Below are 22,344 nucleotides of genomic sequence, written 5' to 3'. Positions count from 1 at the left end.
GCGCGGTGATCACCAGGGCACGGGCCCGGAATCGTTGAAGTACCCGCCGGTCGGGCCGTCCGGGGGAAGGGTGGCGAGCTTGACGATGATGGCGGCGCCTTCGTCGGCGGTGCGGGTGATGCCGGGGATGTCCCGGGTGAAGTCGGTGTCGCAGGCGCCGGGGTCGGCGGCGTTGACGAGGACCCCTTCGGCGCGCAACGCCTTGGCGTACTGGACGGTCAGGGAGTTGACCGCGCTCTTGGACGGCGCGTAGGCGGCGAAGGGCGGCAGGGCGGCGAGGCCGCCGTCCGGGTCGGACATCCGGGCCATCGAGGCCAGTCCACTGGAGACGTTGACCACGCGCGGCGCGGCGGACCGGCGCAGCAGCGGCAGGAGGGCGTCGGTCACCGCGATCACGCCGAAGACGTTGGTGGCGAACACTTCCCGGTACGCCACGAGGTCCACCGCCCCCGGCGGCTGCGCGGCGAAACCGCCGGAGATCCCGGCGTTGTTGACCAGCACGTCGAGGCGGCCGAACCGCTCGTCCAGCTCCTTCGCCGCAGCGGCGATCGAGTCGTCGGAGGTGACGTCCAGTTCGACCGACTCGACCCCGAGCTCCGCCGCGGCGTCGACGCCCCGGGACCGGTCCCGGCTGCCCAGCACGACGGTCATCCCCCGGTCGGCCAACCCGGCCACCACCGCCCGACCGATCCCCCGGTTGCCCCCGGTGACCAGCGCGATTGTCTGTTCGTTCATGACACCGAGTCCACCAGCGGTGTGCGCGCGGGGCCAACACCGATCCCGACCCGACCGATACCCTGGAGGTATGGATCTGCCGGAGACCCGGGAGCTGACCTACTTCGTCGCCGTCGCCGAGGAACTGCACTTCGGCCGCGCCGCCGAGCGGCTGGGCATGACCCAGCCGCCGCTGTCGCGCGCCATCCGGCAGCTGGAGCGGCGAACCGGGACGGAGCTGTTCGAACGCACCAGCCGCCGCGTCGAGCTGACCCCGGCGGGCGCCGCCCTGCTCGACGAGGCCCGGGTGGCCCTGGCGGCGGTCGCCGCCGCCGTGCGCCGGGCCCGCCGGGCCGGTCAGCCGCGCCGAACCCTGACCGTGGCGATGAAACCGGGCGGCGACGGGGGCCTGCTGCCGGGGCTCGTCGAGGCGTACCGGGCGCACCCGGACTCGGTGCCGGTGGACGTGGTCTGCCGCGTCCAGGAGCGGGCCGACCTGGTCCGCCAGGGGGTGGCCGACCTCGCGCTGCTGCACCGCCCCGGCGACGACTTCACGGGCCTGGCCGGGGAGGACCTGGTCACCGAGCGGCAGATCGCGGTGCTGTCGGCGGACCACCCGCTCGCGGCGGCGCGGAGCGTGCGCCTGGCCGACCTCCCCCGCCCGCTGTGGCCGCCCAAACACGACCCGAACGCCCCCGCCGTCTCCGACATCGGCCAACTCATGCAACTGACAGCCATGCGCCGCCTGTCCGCCGTCGTCCCCGAGTCGGCGGCGGGCCACCTGCGCCACGACCTGCGGGCGGTCCCGGTGGTCGACGCACCGCCGACCACCCTGGTCCTGGCCTGGCCGGAACACTCCCGCTGCCCCCACACCGCGCTCTTCGTCCACCTGGCGACCAGCCGGTCCGCGTAACCGCGCTCCTGGCTCAGAGGGTGGCGGGGGTAGGGGTCGCCCGGGTGCGCGGTGTGCGGAGCACGCCGCGGATGGCGCATTCGGCCACCGCCAGGTTGATGCCCCAGGCCGCGCCCAGCAGGAGGGCTCGGGGGACCTCTCCCGGCTGCCCCGCGACCAGCACCCAGGGCAGGGTGGTCAACGCCTGGGTACCGGCGGCGACGCCGATGGCGTAGGCGCGGGTCAGCCAGGCGCGGTGGGCGGCGACGTGGCCGCGGCGGATCGCGAGGAAGCCGAGTACCAGGGCGACCGCCATGCCCGTGCCGAAAATGACGCGGAACGCGGCGAGCAACGGGCCGTCGTGGGCGGGGAGGTCGTAGGTCGCGGTCATCCACAGGCCGGAGAGGGCGGCGATCAGTCCACAAGGGAGGATCACGCGGCCCGCGCGGCGGTGCCATCCCGTCCGGCGTAACCCGGGCATGAACTGGAAGGCACCCCCCACGCAGAACACGGTGGCGCCGACGATGTGCAGCGCCACCGGGATCGGGGCGGCGAAGAACCGGGCGTTCTCCGTCGTGACCGCCGCCCCACCGGCCAGTTGGGACAGTCGGAACGCGCCCGCGGCGACGGGGATGAGGCTGAGGGCGACCAAGGCCAGGGGTAACCGGAGGCGGCGGAGCGGGGTTGGGGTCATGCCGTGAATGGTGTCGGGGCGCGGGGGTCAGGCACATCGGGGGAAAGTCCGACTTCGGGGGTGGCCGGAAGTCCGACTCCGCGACCGGACTTCCGGCTACCCCAACCGGTTCGTCTCGTGCGCCCACATCGCGACCTCCACGCGGTTGCGGGCGCCGAGCTTGGTCATGAGGCTGGTGATGTGCGACTTGACCGTGCTGAGCGTGATGTGGAACTGCTCGGCGATCTCGTTGTTGGTCCGGCCGCGCGCGACGGCGGTGAGGATCTGCTCCTCCCGCTCGGTCAGCGGGTCCAGCGGTTGCGCGCGGGTCCCCGGTTCCTGGGCGGCGAACGCGGCCAGCAACCGGGCGGTGACGCTGGGCGCGATGAGCGCGTCCCCCCGCGCGGCGGCGTGCACGGCCTGGGAGAGCATGTCCGCGCCCGCGTTCTTGAGCAGGAACCCGCGGGCGCCCGCCCGTAGCGCCGCGTAGACGTGCTCGTCGAGGTCGAAGGTGGTGATGACCACGACGGGGATCGGGTCCGGCACCCCCGGCCCGGCCAGCGACCGGGTGGCCTCGATGCCGTCGAGGACCGGCATGCGGATGTCGAGCAGGCACACGTCCGGGCGCAGCGCCCGCGCCAGGTCGACGGCCTCGCGGCCGTCCGCCGCCTGGCCGACGACCTCGATGCCCGGCTGCGCGCCGAGGATCATGGCCAGCCCGGTGCGCACGATCTCCTGGTCGTCGGCGACCAGCACGCGCAGGCTCATCCGGGCAGCACCGCGGTGACCGTCCACCCGCGACCCTCGTTCGGCCCCGCCTGGCAGGTGCCGCCGAGCAGCGCGGCGCGCTCGATCATGCCGGTGAGCCCGAACCCGGCCGGTCGCGCGGCGGCGGGTTCGCCGTCGTCGCTGACCTTCAGCCGCACCTCGCTCCGCGCCACGACGACCCGGACGTCGACGCGGGTGGCGTGCCGGGCGTGGCGGCGCGCGTTGGTGACGGCCTCCTGCGCGAGCCGGTAGAGCGCGGCGCCGACGGGCGACGGCAGCCTGCCCGCGTCCCCGATCACCTCGACGGCGACCTCGGGACGCCCACCCGAGGACAGCGCCTCGATGTCGCCCGCGCACGGCCCGGGGGTCCGGTCGGGTTCGTCGGCGGCCCGGAGGATGCGGACGATGCCGCGCATCTCGTCGAGCGCCCGGGCGGCCTCGGCCTCGATCAGGCGCAGCGCGTCGACCGCGGCGTCGGGGTCGGCGGGCGCGATCGCGATGCCCGCCTGGGCGCGGATGGCCATGGCGGACACGTGGTGCGCGACGGTGTCGTGCAGGTCGCGCGCGAGCCGTTCGCGCTCCAGGAGCGTGACCTGGTCGAGTTCACGGGTGCGCGCGCGGTGGCGGTACCGGACGGCGGCACCGGTCGCCATGGCGGCGAAGAGGATCACGACCCCGGCGACGGCGTCGGCGGGGCGCAGGTAGCCCAGCGCGACGGCCAGCCCGACCTTGGCCGTCACGGCACCCGCCCCGATGACGGCCGCGCGACCGGAGCCCCACCGGACGAGCGCGAACGGGAGGAACAGCAGGTAGAGCAGCACGTGCTGCTCGGGGTACTCCCGGTCCGTCACGAGCGACACCGCCGCGCAGACCCCGAAGGCCAGGAGCACCGCGACCAGCGGAGACGACCGGCGGATGAGCAGCGTTCCGGTCAGCCCCGCGGAGACCACGGCGGAGAGGATGGGCGCGGTCAGGCCGGGCCGGAAGATCGCTTCCAGGACGGCGGTGGCGGCGAGCGCGAGCACGAGCGCCCAGTCCCAGCCACTACGGCCGGGCACCGGGACGGGACGCGGTTCGCGCCAGAAGGACTGGAGCACGCCGTAGTGTACGAACCCGCCCGACCTCGCCGGATCATCCGAAAGTACGACGCCCCCTCACCGTCCGGACGACCGGTTCGCGACCAGGAGTTCGATGCCGTCGAGGACCCGGTCGAGACCGAAGTCGAGGGCCTGCCCCTGCCCGCCGGGGTCGGCGAGCGCCCGCGCGAGGGCGGGGAAGCGGTCCTCCCGGCCCTCGACGAGCTGGGCGAACGAGCGGTGGATCGCCGCCTCTGGGTTCGTCGCGGCGGCCCACTGCTGGGCGATGGCCCGGGCGTGGCCCGCCAGGGTGGCGACGGTGTCGAGGGCCTCGGAGCCCGCCAGCGGGGTGTCGGCGAGGGCGACGAGGGCGCGTTCGAGCCAGGTGAGTTCGTTCGGGCCGATGGGTCGGGGTCCGACGGTGGCCTCGGTGGTCCACGGATGGGTGGTGAACCGGTCGTAGATGGCGTGGGTCCACCGCCGCAGGCACGCGCGCCACCCGTCGGCGCACGGTTCGGGTGCCTCGCCCAGCGCGGTGTCGATCATGACGGCGACCAGCTCGTCCTTGCCCGGCACGTACCGGTAGAGCGCCATCTTCGTCACCCCCAGTCGTTCCGCGACGCGCTGCATGGTCGCCGCGGGCAGCCCGTCGGCGTCGGCCACGGCGATGGCCGCGCCCGCGATGTCGGCGACGGTCAGCGTCGGCCGCGGCCCCCGCGTCGCGGTGGGGCGGGCACCCCAGAGCAGGTCCGTGGTCGGGTCGGGCATCGGCGCTCCCTTGCGAAGTCGACTGTGTCCATCATAAACTGTTTCCGACGGACACAGATACCTGAGGAGGACCGATGTCGCTGTCGGGAGTGCGCGTGCTGGTGTCGGGGGCGGGCGTGGCGGGTCCCGCCCTGGCGTGGTGGCTGGGCGAGTACGGCGCGGAGGTGACCGTCGTCGAGGTCGCGCCGACCCTGCGGGCGAGCGGGTTCGCGATCGACTTCCGCGGCCCAACCCACTTCGACGTCCTGCGCCGCATGGACGTGCTGGACGAACTGACCGCCCTGCAGACCCACGGCGGCGCGATGACCTGCGTGGACGAGGACGACCGCGAGGTGTTCACCCTGCCCGCCGAGTTCGCGGGCGGCGACCTGGAGATCCGCCGCGCCGACCTGTCCCGGGTCCTCTACGAGCGGTCGCTCCCCCGCGCGGAGTACCTGTTCGGCGACCGGGTCACCGCCATGGCCGACCGCCCGGACGGCGTCACGGTCGACTTCGCGCGCGCAGGGACCCGGACCTTCGACCTCGTGGTCGGCGCCGACGGCCTGCACTCGACCGTCCGCCGGTTGACGTTCGGCCCGGAGTCCGACTTCGTCCGCCACCTGGACTACTACATCGCGGGATGGGACCTACCCAACGACCGCGACTACAAGACGACACCACACCAGTACAACGAGCCCGGTCGCATGGTGAGCGTGTCCGCGCACCAACACGACCCGCAACTCGCCGGCGCTCTTACCGTCTTCGCCTCACCACGCCTGGACAACGACTGGGACGACGTGGAGGGTCAGAAGAAGGTCATCCAGAAGGCGTTGTCCGGCCTGGGTTGGCACACTCCCCACCTCTTGGCGCACCTCGACGCGGTAGACGACCTCTACTTCGACTCGATCAGCCGCGTCCACGCCCCGAAGTGGACGTCGGCTCGGGTGGCCCTGCTCGGCGACGCCGCCTGGGGTGTGACCTTGGGCGGGATGGGCGTCGGCACGGCGGTCGTCGGCGCGTACGTGCTGGCCGGTGAACTCGCGCGCACCGGCGGGGATCCGTCGGCGTTGGTGGCGTACGAGGAGTTGATGCGGCCGTACGCGAGCAAGTGGCAGAAGGGCGCGAACCCGGGCAAGTTCATGGCCCCGGCGACGGCGCCGGGGCTGTGGTTCCGCAACAAGCTGTTCAACACCAAGGCGTTCCAGAACACGCTGGTCAAAGCGACCCAGAAGTTCGCCACTTCCCCGGAACTGCCCGACTACCCGGCCCTGCTCGGCCGTGCCTGACCGCCACGGCGAGGATCAGCCGAGGTCGGCAACCCGCTGGAGAACCCCGGTTTCTCCCTTAACCGCCCGGAACGCGTGGCCGGTCGAGGTGGGGCCGGTCGGGTGTCCCGACCGACCCCACCGGTCACTCGCGGACGCCGATGGCGTCGATGGGGCGCGGGCGGAGGGCGACGCGGGTCGGGATGACGACCGAGAGGAGGCCCAGCAGCGCCGCGGCGCCGATGATGCCCAGGTAGACGGTCACCGGCCCGGCCGGGAGCGGGCTCCCCGACACCCCGATGCCGAGCAGCGCCAAGGGGATCACCGGGATCAGGGACCCGATGACGATCGCGATGCCCGCCGACACCACCGCCTCCGTGAGCATCATCCGGCGGACCTGGCGGCGGGTGGCGCCGACGAGGCGGAGCAGGGCGAACTCGCGGGCGCGCTGGGTCGTGGTCATCACCAGGGTGTTGGCCACGGAGATCACGATGTAGCCCAGGATGACGCCGAGCGCCACCATGTTGACCCAGAACTGCTGGTCGCGCAGCGCGCTCCCGGCCGCCTCCATGGCCGCGCGGTCGGCGACGGTCAGGGTCGGGAAGCGGGCCGTCAACCCGCGCAGGGCGGCGGTCACGGCGGCCGGGTCGGCGGTGGGTTCCCGGCGGACCAGGACCGACGTGTCCAACTGGTCGGTGGTGTGCGCGCGGGCCAGGGTCGCGGGCAGCACGTAGTCGCCGAAGGCCTGGTCGTGGGTGTAGGTCGCGACCACGCGCAGGGTGATGGGGGTTCCGTCGCCGAGGTGCACGGCGAGTTGGTCGCCGATGGCCTTCTCCTGCCAGTCGGCCTCGGCCTGGCTCAACGCCACCGCGTCACCGGTGAGCGCGCCCAGGTCGCCGCGCACGTCGCCCAGGTCGAGGGCGCCGCGGACCTGCGCGCCGTCCACGCCGAGGGCCGCAACGGTGTGGACCTCGACCTGGCCCGCCACGTCGGTCGCGGTGATCACCTGGGTGCGCACCAGCGGTGTCACCGCGGCCACCCCCGGGACCTCGCGGACGGCGGCGGTCACGGCGGGCGGGAGACCGCCGATCTGGCCGGTCAGCACGTGGTCGGCGACGGTGGCCCGGTCGGTCTCCCGCTGGGCCGCCTCGTCGACCACCGCGGCGCTGAAGAACTGGGCGATGGCGAACCCGACCGCCAGCATCAGCGGGGTCACCGCGGCGGCGAGCCTGCGGGTGTTGGCGACGCTGTTGGCCGCCGCGAGGTAGCCGCCGACCCGGGAGAACCGGCTCAGCGGACCGGCCACGAGCCGGATGGCCCGGCCGACCACCAGCGGCCCGAGCACGGCCAGCCCGATGACGATCAGCAGCGCCGACATCACGCTCACCCCGGCCGCCACCGGTCCGCGCAGGAACAGCGGCGCGGTCGCCGCGCCGAGGCCCAGCACCAGCACGACCACGCCGATCGACGTCCGCGTCCGGCCCAGCCCGCGCGGCTCGATGGCCGCCTCGCCCAGCGCCTCCACCGGCGAGATCCGCGACGGCCTGCGCGCGGCCGACCAGGCCGCGAGCCGGGCGGCACCCAGCCCCAGCAGCACGGCGCCCACCGGCGGCAGCGGTCCGAGGGTCAGCTCGAAGTCACCCGGCAGCACGCCGATCGAGGCGAACGCGTCCCGCAGCCACCCGGCCACGAACAGCCCGCCGACACCGCCGAGCACCCCCGCCACCACGGCGACCAGCGTCGTCTCGGCGGCGATCAGCGAGCGGATCTGCCGGGGCGTGGCCGCGATGGCGCGCAGCAGGGCGAACTCGCGGCGGCGCTGGGCCACCGACAGGGCCAGCGTGCTGCTCACCACGAACATCATCACCAGCAGCGCGACGCCCGCGAACGACCCGGAGATCGCCAGCAGGATGGTCCGGCCCTGGCCGACGTCGCTAAACTCGATCATGCCCCGGTCGACGCCGGTGGTCACGGTGACCGCGTCGCCCAGCGCGGACTCCAGCCGCTCGGCGACCGCGTCGGCATCGCCGTCGGTGAGGACGGCGACCGCGTGCAGCCTGCCCGGCCTGCCGAACAGCTCGGCCGCGCGCTCGGTCGTGAAGAACACGGCCGTCTGCCGGGACAGGCCGGGCGAGGTGAGGCCGGTGACCCGGTACTCGCGGGTGCCCGCCGAGGTCTCGATCCGGACCTGGTCGCCGGTCCGGACACCGGCCCGCTCGGCCAGGGCCTGGTCGAGCACGACCTGGTCCGGTCCGGCGGGGGCGTCCCCGGCCAGGGTGAACGGGGCCAGCGCGACCGATTCCCAGCCGTGGCCGCGCACCGGCGGCCCGGCGGGGACGCGGCCGTCGGGGGTGATCACGGCGGCCGCGAAGTCGACGTCACCGACCGCCGACCGCACGCCGGGGACGGCCGCGACCCGCGCGACCAAGTCGGCGGGGACGGTCGGCTGCTCGGCAACGGACTGCGCCGAGAGCACGTCCGCGCCCTCCGGCCGCACTGACTGCTTGCCGCCCACTACAACGGGCGCGGCGGCGTAGCGCTCGGTGGGTACACCGGAGCTGATGCCGGATTCGATAAGGACACCGCAGGCCGCCACTACGGCCGTACCACAGAGGACAGCGAGAAACGCGCCGACGAACCCGCCTAGTCGCGACTTGACCGTTTGCCAGGACAACGCGAGCACGGTCACCACTCCCCGAGGTGGGTCATGCGGTCGGCGACCTTCTCCGGCGTCGGGGAGACCAGCGAGCCCGCCAGCCTGCCGTCGGCCAGGAACAGGACGCTGTGCGCGTAAGAGGCGGCCACCGGGTCGTGCGTGACCATGAGCACGGTCTGCCCTGTCGTGTCCACCAGGCCCCGTAGTAGCTCCAGCACCTGCTTGCCAGTACGTGTGTCGAGCGCGCCGGTGGGCTCGTCGGCCAGCAGCACCTCCGGCCGGGTGACCAACGCGCGCGCGATGGCCACCCGCTGCTGCTGACCACCGGACAGCTCCGCCGGGCGGTGCCCGAGGCGGTCGGTGATGCCGACCCGCGTGGCGACCTCCCGCAGCCAGCCGGGGTCGGCCTCGCGGCCCGCGAGTCGCAACGGGAGCGTGATGTTGCGCACCACGTCCAGCGACGGCACCAGGTTGTACGCCTGGAAGATGAACCCGATCCGGTCACGGCGCAGCGCGGTCAGCGCGTTCTCGTTGAGCCCGCCGAGGTCGGTGTCGCCGAGCAGGACCCGGCCGGACGTCGGCTTGTCCAGCCCGGCGGCGCAGTGCAGGAAGGTGCTCTTGCCGCTGCCGGAGGGCCCCATGACCGCCGTGAAACTGCCTTTCTCCAGCCCGACCGTGACCCCGTCGAGTGCCGTGACGGCGCCCCCACCACGGCCGTAGACCTTGCGCACCGCCTCTAGTCCGAGCGCCCGCATCCCCTTGTCCTCCCCTTGCTGTCCGATGAGGACAAAGGTACGAGGCGGCGGCGGTGGCCACGATCCCGCGGGCGGGCGGATCGGGGGTAGCGCCAGCACCACCACGGACCGGGGGTCGCCCCGATGCCGCACAATCGCGGCCATGCGCTCCGCACTGGCCCGGGTCTGGGCCGCGATCAAGTACCTGGCCGTCGGCGGCGGCACGGCGCTGCTCGGGTTCGTCGCCCTGGTCGGACTCGCCGTGGTCGCCGCGCTGAGCCTGGTCGGCATCGGCCTGCCCGCCCTGCCCGAGGCCGCCCGGGTGCTGCGGGTGCTGGCGAACCGGGAGCGGCGGCGCGCGGGCGCGGCGCTGGGCGAGGCGATCCCCGAGGCGTACCGGCCGGTCACCGGCCCGCTGCCCACCCAGGTCCGGACCGTGCTCACTGACCCGGCGACGCGGCGCGACCTGGCGTGGCTGGTGCCGCACGCGCCCATCGGCATCCTGCTGGGCAGCGTCGCGATCGGCCTGCTCCCCGCCGCGGTCAACCAGTGGGCGATCCCGTTCTACTGGTACCTGGTCCCCGGCGGCGCGCCCAGCGGGTTCGACTACCGGGTGACGTCGTGGCCGCAGGCGGGGTTCGCCGTGGTCGTCGGGTTCCTCTACGCCTCGCTCACCCTGGCGCTGCCCCGTCTCGCCCGTGCGCAGGCCCGGTACGCCCGGTGGCTGCTGCGGCCCGCGCCGGGCGTGGCGCTGTCGGACCGGGTGGCCGAGCTGACCGCGACCCGGGCCGCGGCGCTGGACGCGCACGGCGCCGAGCTGCGCCGCATCGAGCGGGACCTGCACGACGGCACCCAGGCCAGGATCGCGGCGGTGATCATGCAGCTGGGCATCGCCGGGCAGCTGCGGTCACGGGACGCGGACGCGGCGTTCGACCTGGTCCGCAAGGCGCAGGAGACCGCGGAGTCGGCGCTGGTCGAGCTGCGGGACGTGGTGCGCAGCATCTACCCGCCGGTGCTGTCCGACCGCGGCCTCGACGGCGCGGTCACCGCGCTGGCCGCGCGCTGCCCGATCCCCTGTGAGCTGGACCTCGCCCTGGCCGGGCGGCCACCGGCGGCGGTGGAGGCGGCGGCATACTTCATCATCGCCGAGGCGCTGACCAACGTCACCAAGCACTCGGGCGCGGAACGGGCCAGGATCCGACTGGGGACGGCAGAGGACAGGGTGCAGATCACGGTGGTCGACGACGGCCGCGGCGGTGCCGACGAGGCGCGGGGCAGCGGCCTGGCGGGCATCCGCCGCCGGGTGGCGGCGCTGGACGGGACCGCGGCCCTGACCAGTCCGGCGGGCGGACCGACCGAATTGCGGGTGGAGCTGCCATGCGGGTTGTGATCGCGGAGGACGACGCCCTGCTGCGCGAGGGCCTGGTGCTGCTGCTGAGCACGGCGGGCATCGAGGTGGTCGCGGCCGTGGACAACGCCACCGACTTCCGCGCCGCGGTCGAGGCGGAACAACCGGACGCGGTGGTCGTCGACGTGCGGCTCCCACCGACCTTCACCGACGACGGCCTGCGCGCGGCGGTCGAGGCGCGGCGGGCCCGGCCGGGGCTGCCGGTGCTGGTGCTGTCGGCGTTCGTGGAGGACAGCTACGCGGCCGAACTGCTCGCCGACGGCGCCGGGGCGGTCGGCTACCTGCTCAAGGAACGGGTCGGCCGGGTCGACCAGTTCCTCGACGCCCTGCGCCGGGTCGCGGCGGGCGGCACCGCGATGGACCCCGAGGTGATCGCGCAGTTGCTGGTGCGCCGCAAGCCGGACGACCCACTGGCGACCCTCACCGCGCGCGAACGGGAAGTGCTGTCCCTGATGGCCGAAGGCCACGGCAACGGCACGATCGGCCAACTCCTGGTGATCAGCGACGGCGCCGTGCACAAGCACATCCGCAACATCTTCGGCAAACTCAACCTCCCCAGCGATGACGCGGGCCACCGCCGAGTCCTCGCGGTCCTGGCCTACCTCAACGCTTCCTGACCACCCCGGGGCTAGTCCGTGCCCGACTCCTTGAACGCCGCCACGGCCGTGGGCAACGTGGCGAAGACGCGGTCCTCGCCGATGCGGTCGAGGAAGCCCGCGCGGTGGAGGTCGGCGCGGAGTTCGTGTTTGACGTGGGCCATGGCGAGGGTGACGCCGTGGTGGGCCAGTTCGGCGCGGAGGTCTTCCAGGGCGTCCACGGCGGTGAGGTCGATCTCGATGTTGGCCTCCGCGTTGAGCAGCAGCCAGCGGGGTGGGGTTCGGGCGGCGGTGACGGCGGCGAGGGCGCGTTGGCGGAAGTCCTCGGCGTTGGCGAAGAACAGCGGGGCGTCGTAGCGGTAGACGACCAGTCCCGGGACCTGCTCCGCGTCGGGGTGGTCGTCGACGTCGTGCATGCCCGCGAGGCCGGGGACGTAGCCGAGGATGCCGTCGTGCGGCCGGGCCACGCGCCGCAGGACGTCCACAAGGGACATCGCGATGGCGGCGAGGACGCCGTGCAGGACGCCGAGTGCGAGGACGGCCACCACCGTGGTGAGGGCGATCAGCAGTTCACCGCGGCGGAAGCGGGCCAGGCGGGCGAACTCGCCGACGTCCACCAGCCGGACGGCGGCGAAGATGACCAGGGCGCCCAGGGCGGCGGCCGGGAAGGACGCCAGCAGCGGTCGACCGGCCAGCAGGATCACCGCCACCGCCGCCAGGGCCACCAGCGAGTGCAGCTGGGTGCGGCTGCCCACCGCCACCCCGATCGACGTCCGGCTCGCGCTGCTGCTGACCGGGAACCCGCGCAGCAGACCGCTCGCCGCGTTGGCCGCGCCCAGCGCCAGCAGCTCGGCGTTGGCGTCGATCCGGTGCCCGGCGCGAGCCGCGAAGGACCGCGCGGTCAGCACGTTGTCCGAGTAGCCGACCAGGGCCACCCCCAGCGCGGGCAGGAGCAGCGCGCCCAGGTCCGCGAACGAGACCGCGGGCAAGGACGGCAGGGGAAACCCCGCCTGCACCGCCCCGACCACCCGTACGCCGATCTCGTCCAGGGAGAACAGCACCGTCGCCGCCGTCGCCAGCAGGACGGCGATCAGCTGCGCAGGCAACCTCGGCCACCGCCGCGCCACGACAACCAGGAACGCCAGCACCGAACACGACAACACCACCGTCGGCCCGTGCGCCTCAGGCACCGCGCGGACGAACGACACCACCTCGTCCCACGCGGACTCACCGCCGACCCGGACGCCGATGACCTTGCCCAGTTGCCCCAGCACCATCAGCGCCGCGATCCCGGCCATGTACCCGACCAGCACCGGCTTCGACAGCAGCGACGCCAGGAAACCCAGCCGCGCCAACCACCCCACGACACACAGACCCGCGACCACCAACGCCAGCGCCGCCGCCAGCACCGCGTGCCGACCCGGGTCGCCCCCGGCGAGCGGCGCCACGGCGACCGCCGTCATCAACGCCGTCGACGACTCGGGCCCCACCGAGATCTGCCGCGAGGTCCCCACCAGCGCGTACACCGCCAGCGCCCCGACGGCCGCCCACAGCCCGGCGACCGGCGCGACGCCCGCGACCTCGGCGTACGCCATGACCTGCGGCACCAGGAACGCCGCCACCGTCACCCCGGCGACCACGTCGCCCCGCAGCCACGGCCGCTCGTACCGCCGCAGAACCGCGAACCCGCGCGAAGCCATGACCGGCATCGTACGGCGGTCCGTCCACAGCGGGTCCCCGTCCACCGGTGCCGTTGGTCCCCGCCCGACCGCGACCGCGGTCCCTGTCCCGGCGCCCCGGCGCGGTGGCATCGTCGCGAGTGGACAGGAAAGGGGAAGTCATGGACACCGACCAACTCGACCCGACCCCGGTCACCCAGGTGCTGGTGCGCGGCGTCGCCGGTGACGGCATCGAGGACTACGCGCTGGACAAGATCGAGTCGACCCTGCGCCGCCTGGGCACCCCGCCGCGCCGCGTCCGGGTCACCGTCACGGTCGCCGCGGACCCCGCGGTCGCCGAGCCCGTCACCGCGCACGCCGACGTGGACCACGACCACCTGTCCCCCGTGCACGTCACCGCGCACGCCGCGACACCGAGGGCGGCCGTCGACCGCCTCCGCCACACCCTGATCCGCCGTCTCTCCTCAGCCTGACGAGCACCCCCTCCGACGGACGGCGGCAACCGACCGCGTGCCGAGGACGCCACCCCCAGCGCCCTCGGCACGCCCCTCCGCCTCGGGTCGCCGAGCGCGACCCGAGGGCGCACGATCGGAGGGGATCCGCTCACGTGGGGTTCATCCCGAGTTGACCCGGATCTTGCTATCATTGGTCTAAACCACCTAGCGGTCCGGTACCTAGACGACGGGGAGCCCATGGAGATCGTGATCGTGCCCGACCGCGCCGCGGTGGGAGAGCTGGCGGCGGGCGTCATCGCCGACCTGGTGACCCGCAAGCCGGACGCGCTGGTCGGGGTGGCCACCGGGTCCAGCCCGCTGCCGGTCTACGCGGCGCTGGCCCAGCGGGTGCGCGACGGGGTCACCGACGTCGGCCGGATGCGCGTGTGCCAGCTCGACGAGTACGTCGGCCTCCCGCCCGAGCACCCGCAGACCTACCGCGCGGTGATCGAGGAAGAGGTCCTGCGACCGCTGGGCCTGTCCGCCGAGTCCTTCCTCGGGCCGGACGGCACCGCCGACGACCTGCCCCGCGCGTGCGCGGACTACGAGCTCGCCCTGCGCGACGCGGGCGGGGTGGACCTCCAGCTGCTCGGCATCGGCTCCGACGGGCACATCGGCTTCAACGAGCCGTGCTCGTCCTTCGGCTCCCGCACCCGGGTCAAGACGCTGACCCAGCAGACGCGGGTCGACAACGCCCGGTTCTTCGACAGCCTCGACGAGGTGCCCTGGCACGTGGTCACCCAGGGCATCGCCACCATCAGCGAGGCCCGGCACCTGGTGCTGGTCGCCGCGGGCGAGTCCAAGGCCGAGGCCATCGCGCTGGCCGTGGAGGGACCGCTGGCCGCCATCGTCCCGGCCTCGGCCCTGCAGCTGCACCCGCACGCCACGGTCATCGTCGACGAGGCCGCCGCGAGTCACCTCAAGCTCGCCGACTACTACCGCACCACCTACGCCGCCAAGCCGGACTGGCAGCGCCTCTGACCACTCGGGGTCGAATTTTGCGGGGCACGCATATTTGCGTGCCCCGCACTTTTGTGTACAGTGGATCTCGTGGGACTGCGGGAGAGCAAGAAGCAGCGGACGAGGGAGGCGTTGAGCTGGGCGGCGATCCGGCTGGCCGTCGAGCGGGGGTTCGACAACGTCCTCGTCGAGGACATCGCGGCCGCGGCGGGGGTGTCCCCCCGCACGTTCAACAACTACTTCTCCAGCAAGGCCGAGGCGATCGCCACCCGGCACCTCGACCGGGGCAGGCGGATCGCGGCGGAGCTGCGGGCCCGACCGGCCGACGAGCCGCTGTGGCCCGCCGTCGCCGAGTCGGTGGCGGCGGCGTTCCTCGCCATGGCGGGCGAGGACGACACCAGCGACCACTGGCAGGCGGGGGTGCGGGCGATGCTCGAACACCCCGCGCTCCAGGGCGAGGTGCTGCGGGTCAACGCCCGCGCGGACGCCGAGTTGGCCGAGGTCATCGCCGAGCGCACCGGTACCGACCCCGCGGGCATGTACCCGCGGCTGGTGGCGGGCGCGGTCGGCGCGACCATCCTGGTGGCCACCGACCACTGGCGGCGCGCGACGCCGTCCGTGCCGTTCGAGACCGTGCTGCGCGAGGCGCTGCGCCACCTGGCCAACGGCCTTTCCACACCCTGACCCGGTCCGTCCGGCCGGGGTTTCGACGGAACACACCCGCACACCGGAGGGATCAACCATGTCTCATGACGTCGTCATCGCGGGCGGCGGCCCCAACGGGCTGATGCTGGCCTGCGAGCTCAGCCTCGCGGGCAGCCACCCGATCGTGCTGGAACGGCTGCCCGAGGTCACCGAGCGGTACCGGGCCAACGGCCTGATCGGGCAGGTGGTCCGGCTGCTCGACCACCGCGGCCTGTACCAGCGGATAACCGGCACACCGGAGCCACCGCGGCCCGTGCCCGCCTTCACCTTCGGCGCGCTGCCGCTCCCGCTGGAGGACGTCCCCGACAACCCGCTGCACATCCTGCCGGTGCCGCAGCGGCGGTTGGAGGAGGTGCTGGAGCAGCGCGCGGCGGAGCTGGGCGTGGAGGTCCGCCGGGGGCACGAGCTGACCGGGTTCACCCAGGACGGCGCCGGGGTCGACGTCGACGTCGCCGGGCCCGACGGCGCCTACCGGGTGCGCGCCGACTACCTCGTCGGCGCCGACGGCGGCCACAGCCTCACCCGCAAGCTGGCGGGCATCGACTTCCCCGGCGTCACCAACGACGTCACCGTGACGCGCACGGCCCACGTCACCGTGCCCGCCGGGATCAGGGACCCGTTGACCGGCGGGCTGACCGTGCCGGGGTACGGGCACATCCCGCCGTTCCTGCACCACCGCACCGAACGCGGCCTGATCGGCTACGCACCCTTCCGGGACCGTCCCGCGCTGCTGTTCACCATCGAGTGGGACGGGTCCGCGGTCAGCGACGAGCCCATGGCGCTGGCCGAGCTGCGGGAGAGCGCCCACCGGGTACTCGGCGTCGACCTCCCGCTGACCCCACCGGACGGCGAAGGCCCCCACATGCTCCGCCGCGTCCTCGGCGGCAACACCCGGGTGGCCGAGCGCTACCGGGACGGCCGGGTGCTGCTCGTCGGCGACGCCGCCCACGTGCACGCCGCGCTCGGCGGCCCCGGCCTCAACCTGGGCTTGCAGGACGCCGCGAACCTCGGGTGGAAGCTCGCCGCCGTCCTGCGCGGCACGGTGGGCCCTGATCTGCTGGACACCTACGAGGCCGAGCGCCGCCAGGCCAGCGAGCGGGTGGTCATGCACACCGAGGCCCAGAGCGTCCTCATCTCCCCCGGACCCGCGGTCACCGCCCTGCGCACCCTCTTCGGCGAGTTCCTCGCCACCCCGACCAACCGAGCCCACGTCGCCGCGACGATGGCGGGTTCCGACATCCGCTACACCGACTCCCCCAACCCCCTGACCGGTTACTTCCTCCGCGACCTCCCACTGTCCACAGCGGACGGACCGGTGCGACTGGCCGAGTTGGCCCGCCCCGCGCGCCCCCTGCTCCTCAACCTGGTGGGCGACCCGATCATCACCAAGGCCGCGGCCCCGTGGTCCGACCGCGTGACGCTGGTCGACGCCAAGGCCGACATCCCGGTCACCGCGATCCTCATCCGCCCGGACGGCTACGTGGCCTGGGCCACCGACACGCCCACGGTGGACGGGCTCCAGGAAGCCCTCACCCGGTGGTTCGGGGCGCCCGCGTAGCCGAGAGTCTTTCTGCGCCAACAAAGTCCGGACACATGGACTGATATGTCCGACAGTTGTCAACACGGGCATCTGGGGAAACCGCAAACCCTTGTCATGGAGGGGAAGCACTTGATCGGCACCGGTGCAGGGCGGTGCGCCCTGTGGCAGCCGGAGCGGTTCGCGGGGATCAGCCTGCCCGCCGGGCACCGGCCCGATCGAGCGGGCCACAACGCGATCCAGGGCACCGTCGACCGACGCGTGCTGCCGACCGCGGGGGTGTCGGGCACCGACCGGTACCGCACGGCCGCCTCCGGCAGCGGCTTCAGCAGCAGCCAGACGATCGCGACCCGGGTGCGTTCGACTCGTCCTCCAGCCGGTCGAGGTGGGCGAGCAGGACCCGGTCGCGGCCGGCCGCCCCGGGGCGTCCGGCAGCGCCCTAATGTCGGCCAAGGGCATGTCCAGCTCACGCGGCCGCCGGTGCGCCGGTCGACGTGGCTCGGTTCGAGCAGGCCCAGCCGGTGGCGGTGGCGCGGCGCCTTGACGGTCAGGTGCGTCATCTTGGCGAACTCCCCGATGGGAATGGTGCCGGTCACGGGGTGAACATCCCGACTCCCCTCGGGGAAGGCACAAGTGGACACCGGCTGTCGGTGGCAGCCGGTAACGTCCACGCCGTGAACGTGGAGGAACGGATCCGGGAGCTCGCCGATCAGGTCGTCGTGCTGCGCGACGCCTACTACCGGGGCTCGCCGCTGGTGGCCGACGCCGAGTACGACGCCGTCGAGGACGAGCTGCGCGGGCTGATAGCGGACAACCCGGAGCTGACACCGGACCCGAACCCGCTGGACCAGGTGGGCGCGCCCGCGGTGCTGCACGCGCCGGTGCGGCACTCGCGGCCGATGCTGTCGCTGGAGAAGTCGACGACCCCGGAGCAGGTCGAGGCGTTCTTCGCGCGGTTCCCCGGTCAGCCGGTGGTGGTGATGCCGAAGCTGGACGGGCTGTCGCTGGCGCTGGTCTACGAGAACGGGCGGCTGGCCCGGGCGGTCACGCGCGGTGACGGCACGACCGGCGACGACGTCACCCCTCTGGTGCGCGCGCTCACGGCCGGGGTACCCGCGCGGATCGACGCGCCGGGCCGGGTGGAGGTGCGCGGTGAGGCGGTCATGCTGCGTTCGACCTTCGCCGCCTACAACGCCGCGCACGCCGACAAGCCGCTGATCAACCCGCGCAACGCCGCCGCCGGGACCCTGCGGGCGAAGGACCCGGCCACGGTCGCGGGCCGTGACCTGTTCTTCTTCGCCTTCGACCTCGACACCTCGGACGCGGACAGCGCCGCGGCCGACCTGGAGCAGGGCCTGAGCACGCTCGGCTTCAGCGTCGCCGACATGCGCCACTGCACCGACGCGGCCGCCGCGCAGGAGGTCATCACCACCATCGAGACCCAGCGCGACCAGTTGGACTACGACCTCGACGGCGCCGTCCTGCGGCTGGCGGACCGGGTCGCGTACGGCGCCGCCGGGACCAGGTCGAACTCCCCGCGCGGGGCGCTGGCGTACAAGTTCGCCGCCGAGGAGCGCACGACGGTGTTGAAGGCCGTGGTGTGGGACGTGGGCAAGACGGGCAAGATCGCCCCGGTCGCGCACCTGGAGCCGGTGTTCGTCGGCGGCACCACGGTCACCAGGGCGACGCTGGCCAACCAGGAAGTGATCAAGGCGCGCGGCATCCGGATCGGCGACGTGGTCCTGGTCCGCCGGGCCGGTGACGTCATCCCGTTCGTCGCGGGCGTGCTGGACGAGTCCCAGCGCACGGGCGCGGAGGAGGAGATCGTCCCGCCGGTGACGTGCCCGTCCTGCGGCCAGGCACTCGTCGAGCAGGGCAACAGCCGAGAACTGTTCTGCGTCAACGTCGCCTGCCCCGCCCAAACCGTCCGCCGGTTGATCCACTGGGCCTCCCGCGCGGCGGCCGACATCGACGCCATCGGCCAGGTCTGGATCGAACGCCTCGCGGAAGCGGGCCTGCTCGAGAACCCGTCCGACTTCTACACCCTCACCAAAGAGCAGTTGCTGGAGTTCGACCGCGTCGGCGAGGTCTCCGCCACCCGCATGATCGACTCCATCGCCACCAGCCGCGCCGTCGGCCTCCGCCGCGCCCTCATCGGCCTGGCCATCCCCATGGCGTCGGAAGGCACGGCCACCCGCCTCTGCCGCGCCGGTTTCGGCTCCCTGGAAGAGGTGGCCGACGCGGGCGAGGAGCGGCTGGTCGCCGTCGAGGACATCGGCCCCAAGGTCGCCGCCTCCCTCACCGAACACCTCACCCGCCTCCGCCCCGAACTGGAACGCCTCCGAGAGCGAGGCGTGTCCCTCGACGTCCGCGAGGAAGACCTCCCCCCGGTCGTGTCCTCGGACGCGCCCTTGGCGGGCAAGACGGTCGTGGTCACCGGTGCCATCAACGACCCCCGCTCGGGCGAGAAGGTCGCCCGCCCCACCTTCCAGCGCCTGTGCGAACAGGCCGGGGCGACCACCGCGACGTCCGTCTCCACCAACACCGACTACCTCATCACCGGGGCGGACGTGGGCGCGAGCAAGCTGACGAAGGCGGAGAAACTGGGCGTCGAGGTCGTGGACCAGAGCGAGATCTGGCAACAACTCATCGCCGCCAAGATCGTGTAGCACCCACCACCACAGTCCACATCGGACCAGTCAGTGTTCGCGCGCCTGTTGGTGCGGTACTCCACCGCACCAACAGGTTCAGCAGGCAGGGTGAACACGCCTCATATCCAGGCCAACGCGCGAACACTCGACCGCCGCCACGTTTCGAGACGAATGGCGGCGGCCCTGTCCAGCCGCCTAGTGGCATCCTCCAGCGCACAGCACTGAGGTGGTCACACCACCCGGCGAAGCCATCACGCGCACGGAAACGGTTCGGTAGAAACGGTTTGACCGACCCAGGTTCCGCCCCGCCGCGCACTTCGTCACGGAACGCCCGGCCTCCCAGCGGCAAGCGGTCTCCTTGGCCGAAGCCGCCAGACGCGGCCTTGCGGACCGGCCCGGGGCTTGAGCCGCCCGGCCATGTGCCTGCGGCGACCGCGAACCACGTCACGGCTGGGCGCCGATGAAGAAGTCGACCATCACGCGGGCGGCGTTTGGGCCGAACACCAGGGCCACGTTCGCCGGCAAGTCCACCTGGCAGGCCGCATCAGCCCAGGACTTGAACCACCCGGTCACGCGCCGACGACAGCCGCGAACCGCGTCTCGGCTGGGCGCCTGCGAAGAAGTCCACCATCACCGCACAGCGTTCGAACCGAACAACAGCGCCACGTTCGCGGCCTAATCGGCCCGACAGACCGCGCCAATCCAAGACTCGCACCGCCCGATCATGCGCCGACGACGACCGCGAACCACGTCATGACTGGGCGCCGGCGAAGAAGTCCACCATCGCCCGGGCGACATTCAAGCCGAACAAACAAAGCCACGTTCGCGGCCAAGTCGGCCTGGCAGGCCCGGCCAGCCCAGAGCTTGAGCCGCCCGGTCATGTGCAGGCGGCGACCGCGAACCGCGCCATGACTGGATGCCCGCGAAGAAGTCGGCGACAGTCCGGTCGGCGTTCGGGCCGAACAACAGCATCACGTTCGCGGCCGAGCCGGCCTGGCACAACGCCAGCCCAGGTTTGAACCGCCCGATCATGTGCGGGCGACGGCCGCGTCACGGCCGGGCGCCGGTGAAGAAGTCGGCCATCACGCGGGCGGCGTTCGGGCCGAACATCAGGGCCATGTTCGCCGCGGAGTCCGCCGCCGCGGCTCGGCTGCGTGGGAAGAGGTCGGACTCGTACGCCGCCAGTGCCGCCTCCGTGTCGTCGGGGTGCTCGACCAGTGCCCGCGCCAACTCCGCGGCGTCGTGCATGGCGAGGTTCGCGCCCTCGCCCGCGAATGGGGACATCAGGTGGACCGCGTCGCCGAGCAGGGTCACGCCGGGTTCGCGCGGCCAGCCGTGGTCGACGGGGAGGGCGTGGATCAGTCGGGGCACCAGTGGGCCGTCGGCGTCGCGCACCCGGTCGCGCAGGTCTTCGGACCAGCCGTCGAACTCTCGGAGGACGGCGCTGCGGGAGGTGGCCGGGTCGGCGAAGTCGATGGTGGCCAGCCATCCCACCTCGGCCGGTACGGCGACGTAGACGTGCAGGCTGCCGTCGGTTTCCCGGTGCGCGAGCATCGCCCGCCCCGTGCCCAGCGCGAAGAACATGCCGCCGCCGACCAGGGTGGCGGCGGTCGGGTGGGCGCGGTCGGCGTCGAGGAGGTCCACCTCGACGAAGCTGATGCCGGTGTACGCGGGCACGGCCGGGGTGAGCAGCGGCCGGATCCGCGACCAGGCGCCGTCCGCGCCGATCAGCAGGTCGGCCTCCACCGTCCCGCCGTCGGCCAGGGCGACCGCGTGCCGCCCGTCGCCGAGAGACGTGGCGCCGACGACCTTGCCGCCCCAGCGCACCGTGCCCTCGGCGAGTGACCCGAGCAGCAGCGCGCGCAGGTCGCCGCGATCGATCTCGGGTCTGCCGCCCGCGCTGTCGTCGGTCTCCTCGTGCAGCACGGTGGCGCGTTCGTCGAGCACCCGCATGGCCTGGCCGCCCGTGTGCACCTTGGTCAGGAACCGCTCGTACAGTCCCGCCGCGCGCAGCGCCACCTGCCCGGACTCCTCGTGGATGTCCAGCATCCCGCCCTGGGTCCGCGCCGCCGCCGACGGCTCGGCCTCCAGCACCTCGACCGCGACGCCGTGCACCTGCAACACCCTGGCCAGCGTCACCCCGCCGAGCCCGGCCCCGACCACGACCACCCGTCGCTTCGTCACTCCCCCAGCGTCCTGCCGCGACGCGAAGTCGGCAAACCCGGCTCAGGCCTGGACCATCGCGATCGCCGCGGCGGCCACCCGGTCGAAGGCGGCGACGTCGTCCTGCGCCCTGGCCACCAGCACCGCGCCCTCCAAGACGGCCAGCACGGTGGCGGCGCGGTCACCCGCCGCCCCCACCGATAACCCGCCGCGCTCGATCACCTCGGTCAACCACGCCTGGTTGACGCGGAAGAACTCCGCCACGCCCGCGGCGACCGCCGGTGGCACCGCGTCGGTCTCGGCGGCGAGCACCCCGCACAGGCAGGCCTCCCCGTCGAGCAGCCCTTCCCGGTACAGCGCGGCGTACCGCTCGAGGGCGTCGACCGGCCCGGCGCCGACCCGGTCGATCTCGGCCAGCCGAGCCACGAACCGCTCGGTGTAGCGGGCCACGAGCGCGACGCCGAGCTCCTCCTTGGTCGAGAAGTGGTGGTGGACGCTGGCCTTGCGGATGCCGACGGCGGCCGCGAGGTCGGCGTAGCTGAACGCGGAGTAGCCGCGGGTCCGCACGAGGTGGGTCGCGTGGTCCAGCAGGGCACCTCGGGTGTCGACACGGTCCATGACGACAC

General features: G+C 73.3%; 20 protein-coding genes. 9 read left to right on the top strand and 11 right to left on the bottom strand.

The annotated features are described in order from the left end of the window. Positions 1-9 precede the first annotated feature (9 nt). Complete coding sequence (locus CLV40_RS11140) at positions 10-735, bottom strand: SDR family oxidoreductase (RefSeq protein WP_104478819.1); 726 nt, start codon at positions 733-735, stop codon at positions 10-12. Positions 736-805: 70 nt separating this feature from the next. Between CLV40_RS11140 and CLV40_RS40250 the strand changes: the two genes are divergently transcribed. After that, positions 806-1,627 (top strand): LysR family transcriptional regulator, encoded by an 822-nt coding sequence (locus CLV40_RS40250; RefSeq protein WP_104478818.1) that lies wholly within the window; start codon positions 806-808, stop codon positions 1,625-1,627. Positions 1,628-1,640: 13 nt separating this feature from the next. Here the strand turns inward: CLV40_RS40250 and CLV40_RS11130 are convergent, their stop codons facing one another. The 4 genes from CLV40_RS11130 to CLV40_RS11115 all read right to left on the bottom strand — a co-directional run bounded on the left by CLV40_RS11130 (position 1,641) and on the right by CLV40_RS11115 (position 4,891). Then, positions 1,641-2,300, bottom strand: a complete 660-nt coding sequence (locus tag CLV40_RS11130; protein ID WP_104478817.1) for a DUF2306 domain-containing protein — start codon at positions 2,298-2,300, stop codon at positions 1,641-1,643. A gap of 96 nt (positions 2,301-2,396) precedes the next feature. After that, entirely contained in the window at positions 2,397-3,047 is a 651-nt protein-coding gene (locus CLV40_RS11125; protein WP_104478816.1) for a response regulator, read from the bottom strand. Then, the gene (locus tag CLV40_RS11120; protein ID WP_104478815.1) at positions 3,044-4,144 is read right to left on the bottom strand and encodes a sensor histidine kinase; all 1,101 of its coding nucleotides are present in this window, start codon (positions 4,142-4,144) and stop codon (positions 3,044-3,046) included. Before CLV40_RS11120 ends, CLV40_RS11125 begins: the two co-directional genes overlap by 4 nt. Positions 4,145-4,201: 57 nt before the next feature. After that, entirely contained in the window at positions 4,202-4,891 is a 690-nt protein-coding gene (locus CLV40_RS11115; protein ID WP_104478814.1) for a TetR/AcrR family transcriptional regulator, read from the bottom strand. A 74-nt stretch (positions 4,892-4,965) separates the two neighbouring features. Between CLV40_RS11115 and CLV40_RS11110 the strand changes: the two genes are divergently transcribed. Further along, entirely contained in the window at positions 4,966-6,156 is a 1,191-nt protein-coding gene (locus CLV40_RS11110; protein ID WP_104478813.1) for an FAD-dependent monooxygenase, read from the top strand. 124 nt (positions 6,157-6,280) lie between these two features. On the opposite strand, the gene CLV40_RS11105 is transcribed toward CLV40_RS11110, so the two are convergent. Together CLV40_RS11105 and CLV40_RS11100 are read right to left on the bottom strand one after the other, a co-directional pair. Continuing rightward, the gene (locus tag CLV40_RS11105) at positions 6,281-8,824 is read right to left on the bottom strand and encodes an FtsX-like permease family protein (protein ID WP_342752261.1); all 2,544 of its coding nucleotides are present in this window, start codon (positions 8,822-8,824) and stop codon (positions 6,281-6,283) included. After that, a complete protein-coding gene (locus tag CLV40_RS11100) occupies positions 8,821-9,546 on the bottom strand; it encodes an ABC transporter ATP-binding protein (protein WP_104478812.1) in 726 nt (241 codons plus the stop codon). Before CLV40_RS11100 ends, CLV40_RS11105 begins: the two co-directional genes overlap by 4 nt. A 142-nt stretch (positions 9,547-9,688) precedes the next feature. On the opposite strand from CLV40_RS11100, the gene CLV40_RS11095 reads away from it, so the two are divergent. Both CLV40_RS11095 and CLV40_RS11090 read left to right on the top strand, forming a co-directional pair. Next, positions 9,689-10,915, top strand: a complete 1,227-nt coding sequence (locus tag CLV40_RS11095) for a sensor histidine kinase (RefSeq protein WP_104478811.1) — start codon at positions 9,689-9,691, stop codon at positions 10,913-10,915. Then, on the top strand, positions 10,903-11,550 hold the full coding sequence (locus tag CLV40_RS11090) for a response regulator (protein WP_104478810.1): 648 nt from the start codon (positions 10,903-10,905) through the stop codon (positions 11,548-11,550). Before CLV40_RS11095 ends, CLV40_RS11090 begins: the two co-directional genes overlap by 13 nt. Before the next feature lie 11 nt (positions 11,551-11,561). On the opposite strand, the gene CLV40_RS11085 is transcribed toward CLV40_RS11090, so the two are convergent. Beyond that, positions 11,562-13,229: a SulP family inorganic anion transporter gene (locus tag CLV40_RS11085; protein WP_104479044.1), complete on the bottom strand. Its 1,668-nt coding sequence runs from the start codon at positions 13,227-13,229 to the stop codon at positions 11,562-11,564. Between the two features lie 140 nt (positions 13,230-13,369). Here CLV40_RS11085 and CLV40_RS11080 point away from each other — a divergent pair, with 140 nt between their 5' ends. The 5 genes from CLV40_RS11080 to ligA all read left to right on the top strand — a co-directional run bounded on the left by CLV40_RS11080 (position 13,370) and on the right by ligA (position 19,573). Beyond that, positions 13,370-13,681, top strand: a complete 312-nt coding sequence (locus CLV40_RS11080) for an HPF/RaiA family ribosome-associated protein (protein WP_104478809.1) — start codon at positions 13,370-13,372, stop codon at positions 13,679-13,681. 219 nt (positions 13,682-13,900) lie between these two features. After that, positions 13,901-14,683: a glucosamine-6-phosphate deaminase gene (locus CLV40_RS11075; protein WP_104478808.1), complete on the top strand. Its 783-nt coding sequence runs from the start codon at positions 13,901-13,903 to the stop codon at positions 14,681-14,683. A 69-nt stretch (positions 14,684-14,752) separates the two neighbouring features. Continuing rightward, positions 14,753-15,346, top strand: coding sequence for an acyl-CoA-like ligand-binding transcription factor (locus tag CLV40_RS11070; RefSeq protein ID WP_104478807.1), 594 nt, complete (start codon positions 14,753-14,755; stop codon positions 15,344-15,346). Positions 15,347-15,404: 58 nt separating this feature from the next. Further along, the gene (locus tag CLV40_RS11065) at positions 15,405-16,925 is read left to right on the top strand and encodes an FAD-dependent monooxygenase (RefSeq protein WP_104478806.1); all 1,521 of its coding nucleotides are present in this window, start codon (positions 15,405-15,407) and stop codon (positions 16,923-16,925) included. Positions 16,926-17,578: 653 nt separating this feature from the next. Next, on the top strand, positions 17,579-19,573 hold the full coding sequence (gene ligA, locus CLV40_RS11060) for an NAD-dependent DNA ligase LigA (RefSeq protein ID WP_104479043.1): 1,995 nt from the start codon (positions 17,579-17,581) through the stop codon (positions 19,571-19,573). Positions 19,574-19,999: 426 nt separating this feature from the next. Here the strand turns inward: ligA and CLV40_RS40245 are convergent, their stop codons facing one another. The 3 genes from CLV40_RS40245 to CLV40_RS11050 all read right to left on the bottom strand — a co-directional run bounded on the left by CLV40_RS40245 (position 20,000) and on the right by CLV40_RS11050 (position 22,336). Continuing rightward, positions 20,000-20,128 carry a hypothetical protein gene (locus CLV40_RS40245; RefSeq protein ID WP_281261656.1) on the bottom strand — a complete coding sequence of 43 codons (129 nt, stop codon included), beginning with the start codon at positions 20,126-20,128 and terminating at the stop codon, positions 20,000-20,002. 477 nt (positions 20,129-20,605) lie between these two features. Continuing rightward, complete coding sequence (locus CLV40_RS11055; protein ID WP_104478805.1) at positions 20,606-21,739, bottom strand: FAD-dependent oxidoreductase; 1,134 nt, start codon at positions 21,737-21,739, stop codon at positions 20,606-20,608. 42 nt (positions 21,740-21,781) lie between these two features. Next, positions 21,782-22,336, bottom strand: coding sequence for a TetR/AcrR family transcriptional regulator (locus CLV40_RS11050; RefSeq protein WP_104478804.1), 555 nt, complete (start codon positions 22,334-22,336; stop codon positions 21,782-21,784). Between the last annotated feature and the right edge of the window lie 8 nt (positions 22,337-22,344).

The organism is Actinokineospora auranticolor (assembly GCF_002934265.1).
GTDB classification, from domain to species: Bacteria; Actinomycetota; Actinomycetes; order Mycobacteriales; family Pseudonocardiaceae; genus Actinokineospora; species Actinokineospora auranticolor.
Note: the sequence above shows the minus strand (reverse complement) of the source record. Positions and strands in the feature narration are given on the sequence as shown.

Excerpts from the sequence above, each read along its gene's own strand:
- CLV40_RS11140 (WP_104478819.1), bottom strand. The coding sequence starts at position 735 with ATGAACGAACAGACAATCGCGCTGGTCACCGGGGGCAACCGGGGGATC.
- CLV40_RS40250 (WP_104478818.1), top strand. The coding sequence starts at position 806 with ATGGATCTGCCGGAGACCCGGGAGCTGACCTACTTCGTCGCCGTCGCC.
- CLV40_RS11130 (WP_104478817.1), bottom strand. The coding sequence starts at position 2,300 with ATGACCCCAACCCCGCTCCGCCGCCTCCGGTTACCCCTGGCCTTGGTC.
- CLV40_RS11125 (WP_104478816.1), bottom strand. The coding sequence starts at position 3,047 with ATGAGCCTGCGCGTGCTGGTCGCCGACGACCAGGAGATCGTGCGCACC.
- CLV40_RS11115 (WP_104478814.1), bottom strand. The coding sequence starts at position 4,891 with ATGCCCGACCCGACCACGGACCTGCTCTGGGGTGCCCGCCCCACCGCG.
- CLV40_RS11110 (WP_104478813.1), top strand. The coding sequence starts at position 4,966 with ATGTCGCTGTCGGGAGTGCGCGTGCTGGTGTCGGGGGCGGGCGTGGCG.
- CLV40_RS11100 (WP_104478812.1), bottom strand. The coding sequence starts at position 9,546 with ATGCGGGCGCTCGGACTAGAGGCGGTGCGCAAGGTCTACGGCCGTGGT.
- CLV40_RS11095 (WP_104478811.1), top strand. The coding sequence starts at position 9,689 with ATGCGCTCCGCACTGGCCCGGGTCTGGGCCGCGATCAAGTACCTGGCC.
- CLV40_RS11090 (WP_104478810.1), top strand. The coding sequence starts at position 10,903 with ATGCGGGTTGTGATCGCGGAGGACGACGCCCTGCTGCGCGAGGGCCTG.
- CLV40_RS11085 (WP_104479044.1), bottom strand. The coding sequence starts at position 13,229 with ATGGCTTCGCGCGGGTTCGCGGTTCTGCGGCGGTACGAGCGGCCGTGG.
- CLV40_RS11080 (WP_104478809.1), top strand. The coding sequence starts at position 13,370 with ATGGACACCGACCAACTCGACCCGACCCCGGTCACCCAGGTGCTGGTG.
- CLV40_RS11075 (WP_104478808.1), top strand. The coding sequence starts at position 13,901 with ATGGAGATCGTGATCGTGCCCGACCGCGCCGCGGTGGGAGAGCTGGCG.
- CLV40_RS11065 (WP_104478806.1), top strand. The coding sequence starts at position 15,405 with ATGTCTCATGACGTCGTCATCGCGGGCGGCGGCCCCAACGGGCTGATG.
- CLV40_RS11050 (WP_104478804.1), bottom strand. The coding sequence starts at position 22,336 with ATGGACCGTGTCGACACCCGAGGTGCCCTGCTGGACCACGCGACCCAC.